3 protein-coding genes are annotated in these 10,130 nt (G+C 58.2%); 1 reads left to right on the top strand and 2 read right to left on the bottom strand.

Annotation, left to right across the window (positions count from 1 at the left end; translation table 11 throughout):
- Both JJL52_RS03675 and JJL52_RS03670 read right to left on the bottom strand, forming a co-directional pair.
- The coding region (locus JJL52_RS03675) for a N,N-dimethylformamidase beta subunit family domain-containing protein (protein ID WP_202051033.1) at nucleotides 1-7,866 on the bottom strand (7,866 nt) is incomplete at its 3' end.
- A 224-nt stretch (nucleotides 7,867-8,090) separates the two neighbouring features.
- Nucleotides 8,091-9,047, bottom strand: coding sequence for a sugar transferase (locus tag JJL52_RS03670; protein ID WP_236994018.1), 957 nt, complete (start codon nucleotides 9,045-9,047; stop codon nucleotides 8,091-8,093).
- Between the two features lie 780 nt (nucleotides 9,048-9,827).
- Between JJL52_RS03670 and JJL52_RS03665 the strand changes: the two genes are divergently transcribed.
- Nucleotides 9,828-10,019 carry a hypothetical protein gene (locus tag JJL52_RS03665; protein ID WP_202051032.1) on the top strand — a complete coding sequence of 64 codons (192 nt, stop codon included), beginning with the start codon at nucleotides 9,828-9,830 and terminating at the stop codon, nucleotides 10,017-10,019.
- Nucleotides 10,020-10,130 lie beyond the last annotated feature (111 nt).

The raw sequence follows: 10,130 nt of genomic DNA, 5'->3' as shown, positions 1-10,130 counted from the left end.
GTTGGTGGGCCAGAGCGAGCTGGCGCCGGTGCAGGCGACGCTGCCGCCGCTGCCGACATTCACATTAAGGCCTGCGCCGGCCGTTTCCAGATTGCCGCTGTCGTCCACCGCCCGGCTCTTGATATTCACCGTTCCGGAAGTGCTTGGCACCGTCCAGCTATAAGTCCAGCTGCCGCGACCGTTGGCCTGATGCCAAGTCGAGCCGCCGTCGACCGAGACTACGACACCGCCGACCCGGCCGCCGCCGGTATCCGTCGCAGTGCCGCTAATCGTTACCTGACTGCCCGGCTGTACGGTAGCGCCTGCTGACGGAGATGAGATGCTCGAAGTCGGGGATGCGGTATCGGTCGACGCCGTCGCCGCCTGGAGTCCTGGCTGCAAGGCGCCCGGCTGAGCACCCATATCGGCGAACAAGTTGACCGTTGCTTGCTGCATCCTGACATCGACGGGTGTCCCGGCTCTGTCGTGATTGCTGTCCAGCCCCCATGACCATTGCATCGTGCCGGCACCGAAGACAAGCGCTCCGTTGTCGTCTCTGTAGAGCGTTAATGCGTGATTCGCTGTACCGGTTCCATAGGTGGAACCGAAATCTTGAAGAACCGGCGCATTGGATACGGTAGTCGAAGAAAGGCGTACTAAACCGATCGGCCGTGAACCGTTATCGAGGTCCTCATCCCATTCATAACCCAGAGTACCGTTCGGCAGTGTAGCGGTCGCTCCGGCGGCGAGCGTTGCGATGCTGGTGTTGCGCCAGAACCGCATCTTGCCATCCGCTTCCGGTACGAGAATGCTGGTCGTTGCCCCATCGTTCACCTCGAAAATGGTTCCCGATAAGGCGTTTTCGGGACGGCCGCCATCGGTTTTGGGCGGCGACAGCGAATCGCCTCGCGGGTCGCGCCAACTGCCGGTCCAGGTGCCGGCCGGATCGGTATTATTAGGGAAATTATGGGTTTCCTTGTAGGAGACCAAAGTCCGATAGGCGGTGTTCGAGCCGTCGATGCTGTTTTCCCAGCGCGTCTTCCAGAATATTTCGTTGCCGCTGAAGAATGCCAGGTTGACACCTCCCACGTCCCGGGCATTTTCGATATTACCGCGCTGCGCCCCCGACCAGTACTCGTCGTGGCCGACCGACAGGAATACCTTATGGTTGCCGATCAAGTTGCCGCGCCGGTCGCTGTCGACGCCTGTAAAGTAACTGACGTTGTAGCCGTTGGCTTCCAGCCAGCGCACCATCGGGTATTCGCTGCTGAATAACCAGTCCTGCCCGTTATCGACGGCACGCGTATTGAACGGCCGGTTGTAGCTGACCTTGTAGGCGCGCCCGTTGGAACCGCCGCCGGTGCCGGGACCGGTACCTCCATATAAGCTGTTGCCTCCGTAATTGTTGTAGGCCTGCCAGGTCGTATCCGAGGTTTGGAAGAGCAGGTCGGAATGGCTGCTGTCGTCACGCACCACGAAGACGATATGGCTGGCTCCGCCGGTATCGGTCCGTACCGCCCTTGCAAAATAGATCCCCGACACCGCATCGGCCGGAACCTGCCAGGAGGTAGAGACGCTCCAGTTGCCGCAGTCGATAAGTCCCGTGTTGTTGGTCAGGCAGGACGTCGGATTTCCACCCGCCCGGTTTTGCGACCCCGTTCCGTTGACCGTAGCCACCTTCCGCGCACCGTTACCGCCGTAATAGCCCATCCGGTAGATATCCAAGCGATAGGCCGAGGCCGGGGTACTGATCTTAAAACCCACCGTACCGCCCTTGTTGACACTGATATCCGTGGCGAAACCCTGGATGGTTACATCCCCAGCCCCGGTAATATTCCATTCGCTGGCAGGATTGCCCGCCTTCGCGTTCTCGCACACGATCGGGTTGCTGCCGGGTGCACAGGCATCGGCGCCGGTGGTAAACGACCAGGTCGCGTCCGCGGCCAGCGGGTTGCCGGCCAGGTCCTTCACGCCGGTGCTGCCGCCCTTCACGGTCGCCGTATAGGCGGTGTTCGCCGCCAAGGCGCTGGCCGGCGTCAAGGTCGCGGTATTGGCCGCGTAGCTGACCGTGGCCGAGACCGGCGGGTTGCTGCCTGCCTGCAGTTGGAAGGTCGAGCTGGTCAGCGTGGCCGGGTCCATCGCCTCGCTGAAGGTCGCGGTCACGGCCGTGCCGGTCGCCACCCCGGTCGCGTCGGCGCTCGGGCTGCGCGAGGTCACCGTCGGCGCCGTCGCGTCAGGACCGGTACTGGTCGTAAACAACACGTCAACCCAATAGTTGGTCGATTGGAAAGTGCTGTTCGGAAAGCCGCCGCTGCCGTAGCGGTACACGCCATTGCCGCCGGCCTCCGCATTGCTCAGGGCGGTCAACGGCCCGCTGGTCACGGCGGCGGTGAAAAAGTTGGTGTCGGCCGCATAACGGCCTACCGGGGCCACGTACGAGGCCACATAGGTCGTGTTCGCGGTGATCGCCACCGGGCTGGCGAAACGGACCTGCTGCCAGCCGGAGGCGGTCTCGTTCTGGAACGGAGCACTGGCAAGCAAGGTGCCGGTACTGCTCCACAACTTGCCGGTGTGGGTGCCGGTGTTGGCGCTGCCCTTATAGAAGCGGATGCCGCAGATGAAGCCGTTCACGCTGGACCTGAACTTCACGCCGAGTTCGACCGAAGCGGTATCCGGATCGCTCACCAGCGCCGGGGTCGGGTTGGTGGGCCAGAGCGAGCTGGCGCCGGTGCAGGCGACGCTGCCGCCGCTGCCGGTGGTAAACGACCAGGTCGCGTCCGCGGCCAGCGGGTTGCCGGCCAGGTCCTTCACGCCGGTGCTGCCGCCCTTCACGGTCGCCGTATAGGCGGTGTTCGCCGCCAAGGCGCTGGCCGGCGTCAAGGTCGCGGTATTGGCCGCGTAGCTGACCGTGGCCGAGACCGGCGGGTTGCTGCCTGCCTGCAGTTGGAAGGTCGAGCTGGTCAGCGTGGCCGGGTCCATCGCCTCGCTGAAGGTCGCGGTCACGGCCGTGCCGGTCGCCACCCCGGTCGCACCGGCGCTCGGGCTGCGCGAGGTCACCGTCGGCGCCGTCGTGTCAGGACCCGGACCCGAAGCCGTCCTGAAGGCGACATCGACCCAGTAGTTGCTCGATTGGTACGTGTTCGTCGGAAATGTGGTGGCGGCGCTGTAGATGTATACGCCGTTGCCACCACTGACACCGTCCTTCAACAGATGGAGGGGGACATTATCCACTCCTGAATTGGCGAAATAGGGCGTGTTCCCCGCATACTTTCCGTTCGGAGCATGGTAAGAGGCTACATATACCGTGTTGGCGGTGATCGCTACCGGCGTCGAGAAATTGGCCTGCTGCCAACCCGCGGCAGTGACAGTGACGCTAGCTGTCGCCAGCTGCTGGCCCGTACTGCTCCACAAAGCCGCTGTATAAGTACCCGTATTGGCCTGATAGAACCGAATCCCGGTAACAGTGCCGTCCAAGTCGGATCTGAACTTCACGCCGAGTTCGACGGAATTGAGATCATTTACCGACGCCGTCCCTGGCGTCGTCGAACTGCTCCATGCCGTGCAGGGCGAAGACACGCACGGCTGCACCTGAGTCGTAAAAGACCAGGTGAAGGTAGAGGCTAAAGCATTACCGGCCAAATCCTTGATGCCGGTCAGAACCTTGGCGGTATAGAGCGTCGACTCGGCCAGCAAGGTGTTAGGCCTCAATGTTGCGGTGCGAGTGCCAGGATCATAACTGACCGTGACGGCAACCGGCGGATTACTGCCCGCCTGCAATTGAAAATTAGCCGTAGTGACTGTCGACGGATCGACCGGTTCGCTGAAAGTCGCCGTCACCGCCGGCTGTTGAATCACCCCCGTAGCGCCGTTGGCGGGAAAGGTCGACGTAACCGTCGGCGATATCGAGTCTGCGCCGTAAGTCACGCTATAGGTTCCCGCCGTTGCATTAAACAGAGCGTATTCAACTCCTTTGATGATAGCGGTCGTGGATGGAACGGCACCGTTTGGGCCGTTGATGCCGGTTAAAAGTGCGCCGTTGACGGCAGTTACCGGCACCATTGCTTGCAAGCCGTTGGCGCCCGCTCCGCGGCTCACCTCGAAATTCAGGCTGCTGCCGCTCCACGACAGCGATCGGAAAGACGAGCCGTTACGGCCATCCAGCCAATCCAGCATCTGCTTGCTGGAGACGATCGGCACGCTGCGGGCCTGAGCCGAGGCGACCGCTGCGGTTGCTTCTGTGGTTATCGATACATCGGTATGCGCGTTAATGACATAGGCGCCATAATACCCCTCCTGCCCGATCGCTTTATCCAGCAATGTATTGATCGTGAACGGATAAGTCTGCCCTGATTCGTCCGTCATTTGGCTGGTGGCATTGTACACATCGATCAGCGAGCCGTTCGTCTCGACAAATCGCATCGGCATAGCGGAACCGTTGAAAAATCCCGGACGGTTCTGCACCCAGCCGGGCGGCCAGAAGTAATAGCTGGTATCCAAGCGGATGCCGTTTTCCAATTGGACGATGGCGCCGGTCACCCAATCGCTCCAGGCGATACAATGGTGGCGCTGCGTAATGGGGGCAGGCAGGCTTGTATATTTGCTGGTGAAGCTGCCAATTTGCTGGGTATAAAAAGTCCTGAGCGAGGAGGGGGTAAAATCCGCGCAGTTCGTGCTGAGGTGCAGCCCCACTTCAAAGCCGTCCGCGTTATAAGCTGCAGCCTGCGAATTGGTCAGCGGCGTATTCGGATAGATATACGACGTGCCCCGTACGCATTCCCAGTCGGCCACCGAACAACCGGATGGGCTCTTCGATTTAAAATAATCGAAACGGCCCTGCGTGCCGTTGTTGCCGTGATCGTCGCCGGTCATGATCAGGACCGCTTTTTCGCCGCGCGGGAAATACCAGAAGCGGGGCAAAGGCTTCCTGTCCCGGTTCATTTCGAGTATCAGGTTGGCCAGCAAGCGCTGCTGCTCATCCGCTTGCGGAATCGCCAGCTTGCCGAAATCGATCCAGTCCGCCTGCGAGTCGCCTACCGCATCGCCGTAAAACTTGTCGTCGGGGCGGATGGGGATAAAGCTGTCGCGTTCCTGCGCCGCCCAGCCGGGATTGCCCTGGCGTGTCTGAACGATGGAAGTTGCCAAGTCGTAGGTAAACGCCGCCGCCTGTCCGCCTGCAGTACCGACATTGCGCAGCGTCAGAGCGGGGTTGGCCGTCGCCGTCGTTGCGTTCGAATACAGTGTCGCCAAGCTTGAAGCGCCGGCCAGCGTAAAGCGGTCGGCGGTGCCGTGAAACTGGAGCGTCTGGTTGGCAATTCCGTTACCGGGTGCCTTCGAAGTATCGACCTGCAGATAGCCGTTCGACAGCGTGCCCCCGGCCGTATTGATGCCTAACAAAGCAGCCAACTGGGCGTCCGGGCGCATCGCGATCAGGTTGCCGCCTGCGTTGACCCAGTTGGAGAACAAGGTGACCTGGCTGGCGCTCAACGTCATTTTCGATAGGATCACCACGTCATAAGCATTCAGCGCGGTCGAATTGATCGTAGAGATGTCGGCCATCGCAAATTCGTTGAGGCCTTCGGTCCGCAGAATCTCCGCGTAATATTTGCCGATAGGGTCGAAAGTGGTGGTCACGATCAGGATGGGGCCGCCCGGCGCATCGGGAATGGCGGCATCGGCCGCCGGGATCAGCCAATTCAAAACCCGTTCGAAGATCCCGTCCTCTGCCCACGGTGCGGAACCCGATTTTATACGGTCGGCAATCAGAACATCCGAGGCAGCCGCACCAGGGCCTGTGCCGGTGTTATTGGCCGGTGCGGGCAGATTTATGTCAATCGTCAGAATTTTTTGTTTCGTGCCGGGGTTCCACTCGCTCACTTGGCCGTCCTCGCCTCCCGCAATCAAATCACCGAGCGGACTGTAGGTCAGCGCATTGACCGCCTGTGCCGCGGCGGGGATTTGCTTATCGAGCTGTTTGGCAACTGTGTTCCAGATCAGAATTCGGGCATCCTCTCCCGTACTGGCCAGCTCTTGACCATTCGGATTGAAGGCCACGGCTCTAACGGAAGCCTGATGTCCATCGAAACGCGCTGCCTGACTGCCGGTAACGACATTCCACAGATACACCTTATTATCCGTGCCTCCGCTGGCTACCTGCCTGCCGTCCGGGCTGCAGGCTACCGCATTCGCCTCGCCCGTATGGCCGAGCAGTGTGTGGACGAGCCGTCCCGTCTCCACTTCCCACCACAGGACGCTGCCGTCGGCGCCCGCGCTGGCCAGATGGGTTCCGTCCGCGCTGAAGCATAGGGCATTTACGAAATCGCTATGGCCGCCGGAGAGAATGTTTTTCAGCTTACGCGCCTCGGCATCCCAGACCATGATCCGGGTTTCTTCGCCGGCGCTGGCGAATAACTTGCCGTTCGGGCTCGCGGCCACGGCCCTAATCGGGTGTTCATGCGCCGCCAGAGTCTGGATCTGCCGGCCGTTGTCCGCATTTCTTATCTGCAGTTCCGAATCGCGGCCGACACTGACCAGTTCCTTGCCGTCGGCGCTGAATACGATAGCGGTTACGTCGGCGCCATGATGCGCCGGCACGGTAAAGCGCTCGCTTCCGCCGGCGGTCCACAACTTGATTTGGCCGTCCACGCTGCCGCCGACGAGCTTTCCGTCCGGGCTTACGGTAAGTGCCGCGACCCCTTTCCAGTTACGAGGACTTTTCTTTTTGCCAGCAACAGCAGTGTTCCGGCTAGCGGCCGTCGCCAGGGCTTTTTGCGCATTGCCGCCGGCCGGGTTCAATCTGCCCAAGGCCGTGGAGAGTGAGGAATTGGCGGCCGAAGTCGCGGCCACACTTCCTTGAAACGTCGAGGCAGCGCCGGGCAAGGAAGTCTGCAGTACCGCCTGTTTCGAAACGTCCGACAAGTTCCATACGATCATCTGGCCGGTTTTGGCCATGCTGGTCAAATGGTTCCGATCGGCGCTGAAAGCGACCTTGATCACTGCGCCGTCGTGGCCTGCCAAAAGCTGCGGCAATTTATCGGCCATATTCCACAGGAGCACTTGTTCACTTTCGCTGCCGGTTGCCAGCCGTTTGCCGTCCGGGCTGAAGGCCAGCGCGGTGACGGCTCCGTTGCCGGGCAGGGCCGCGGCCTCTTCGCCGGTCGCAGGATCCCACAATTTGGTCTGGTCATCCTGGCCGCCCGTCGCCAACCATTTGCCGTCCGGGCTGAAGGCTACGGCATTGACCGCATCCTGGCCGGTGGCAAGCTGCCGGGCCACGGTGCCGGACCGGGCATCGATCAGCGTCACGGCAGCCTCCGCGTCCACCGCCGCCAACCATTTGCCGTCCGGACTGAAGGCCAGCGCGGTGACGGCTCCGTTGCCGGGCAGGGCCGCGGCCTCTTCGCCGGTCGCAGGATCCCACAATTTGGTCTGGTCATCCTGGCCGCCCGTCGCCAACCATTTGCCGTCCGGGCTGAAGGCTACGGCATTGACCGCATCCTGGCCGGTGGCAAGCTGCCGGGCCACGGTGCCGGACCGGGCATCGATCAGCGTCACGGCAGCCTCCGCGTCCACCGCCGCCAACCATTTGCCGTCCGGACTGAAGGCCAGCGCCCGCATCGGCACAGTTCGGGAAAGGGTTAAGCGCACGTTGCCGGCTAACGTATCCCAAATTCTGACCGAATCGTCGCTGACGCTGGCCAGCGTTTTGCCGTCAGGACCGAAAAGGATGCCTTGAGCCGGACTTCCGGCCTGGGCCGGCAGCGCCAGAAGCATCTGCCCTGCGGCGGTATCCCACAAGACGATTTTTCCATCGGTTTCCACGGTAGCCCAAATATTACCGTCCGGACTGGCTGCGACCGGATCGAGCCCTCGTCCGGAAAGCTCAATCACAGCGGCTCCGCTTGCCGAATCGGCGCTCGCGGCATGGGCGGTTCTTATAGGTCCGTCCCTATCGGGAATTTGAACATAAACGGTCCAAAACAAAATAGCCAGAATGAGGCTATTTAAATAGAGATACTTTACTTTGGGCTTCTTCACGTGTGCACTCCTATTGCAATTGAATTTTTCAAATCCGGTTTGACGTCTCGACTGAATCTCAAGGCTTTCGGCGCCGCTTATACGGCGCCTCTGCCTCTCAATACTTCTCCGATCGTTTTGATTAATAGCTTCAAATCGAACAGTAAAGACCAATTCTGAATGTAACGAATATCAAGCCGCACGGTGTCATCCCAATCCGTCTTGCTCCGGCCTTCCACCTGCCAGAGCCCGGTAATGCCGGGTTTCATTTCCAATATTCGTCTGAGATGCCAGGCCTGATATTTTTCGGCTTCATAGGCAAGAGGCGGCCGTGGCCCGACTAGACTCATATCGCCCTTCAACACATTAAAAAACTGCGGCAATTCGTCGATGCTGGTTTTCCGGATGAATTTGCCGACAGGGGTTATTCTGGGATCGGATTTGATCTTGAAAAAAGGCTCGTCCCCATTTCCCTGATTGACTTTTTCATGATTGCCGCCGATCAAGTCACGGATGTATTCGCGATGGATTTGATCGTCCGTGTGCGTATACATGGAGCGAAACTTATAAAACGTGAAAGGAATTCCTTGTTTACCCAAGCGCGCCTGCCTGAAAATGACGGGGCCGGACGAAGTCGCTTTAACGGCCAAGGCAGTAAGCAACATGACCGGCATGAAAGCCAGAATGCCGATGATCGATCCTGCGATATCCAGGCCGCGCTTCAACGACAGCTCAATCCAGGAAGGACCGCTGACCTCCTCCAGCGCAAAAGGAAAAGCATCGGGCCGAATGCAACCCTCTTTGGCGAGACTCTCGAAGATGTGATCGGGATAAGTCGAGAGCGTGAAAGAGACCGGCAAATCCTGATATTCATGAATCAACTTTTCACAGATTTCTTTTGCCCCTCTCTCATCCGTATCCGGCAGCAATATGCCCAGGTTTTTTTCGTTGACCAAACCGCAAATGTCGGTAGCCCGTGTTTTTGCCCGGACAGTATTTAATAGCGCCATCCTGTCGATAAATTTGTCTTCCTTTTCCTGATCGAGCGTTAACAAAATAATGGATAATTTGGATTTAGCCCGCTGCGCGCGGAGTTTTTCAAGGCGCAACTGATCGATAAAAAAGGAGTTATAAAAAATTTCGCTGTAATCGACTGTATTAGATTTTGAATTATTCGGTATATCGGGAGAGAGCACGGATTCTACTTGAAAGGATTCTCTTTTTTCTTTCATTTTCATTATAACTTTTCCCTCCTGAAGTCTAACTCCAGCTTTAAACTCCATCTTACCGGACATGAGCCCGGTCCCTCCTTTCACGCCGGCAATCCTATGAATATCAACAATACCAATCGTATAAATATTAAAGATACATTATTGCCTTGCGTTCTTTACAAAACCACGGCTTGCCTTTGTGTTGGAATGTAGGATAGAGCAACACATAAAAATTTTCATTAGGTATTATTGGAATAATTTTGAATAAGTTTTTGATATACTTTATATACCAAAAGCATGCGAATATACTGATATCGAAACTCATACTCTACTATAAAGAGGCATTAAGAATATAATATTAAGCGTACTATTCGAGGAAGAAGACCAATGGAGTTTTCGCCTAAACTTGCCGTCAAAACGCGCCACGCAAGTTGATTCCCAAGGTAGAGTATCAGCGAACACCTCAAGTTAAGGGATGACTGGAGCCGGAATGAGGCTGAGTTTTGCTGGCGATACTTCGTATTAACGTTGAAGCTGGGATCAATCACTACTGGCATGATGATCATGCGGCTTATCATATAAACGCTGACTCGGTATGATCGCCACCGGAGACGGGCTTTTGGGATGACATTGCCCGCTTCCGCCCGCCTGTCGCCGCATACGGGAGCGCAATTTGCGGTGCCGGCGCATCAGCCAATGATTTGCTCGCTCAATACGGCCCCGGCATGGTACAACAGCCGTTTCTTCGCCAATCCGCTGGCGATCGGCATAACGGCCTCCCGACAACGTCATCAGCCTTATTATTCTGAATGCTGACGCGTGCTAAACGCGATGAATAAACTAAGCACTCCCCGCTTGGTGACTTGCCAGTTAAACAGGGCGCCTTTCCCAAATCGAAGATATTTTCCTCGGCAATTGAACTAACTG

Source organism: Candidatus Methylomicrobium oryzae (assembly GCF_016745425.1).
GTDB lineage: Bacteria > Pseudomonadota > Gammaproteobacteria > Methylococcales > Methylomonadaceae > Methylomicrobium > Methylomicrobium oryzae.
The sequence above is the reverse complement of the archived record's forward strand: the minus strand, read 5'-3'. Positions and strand labels throughout refer to the sequence as shown.

What these genes read in the sequence shown, in the direction of transcription:
- JJL52_RS03665 (WP_202051032.1), top strand. Translation starts at nt 9,828, where the DNA reads ATGACATTGCCCGCTTCCGCCCGCCTGTCGCCGCATACGGGAGCGCAA.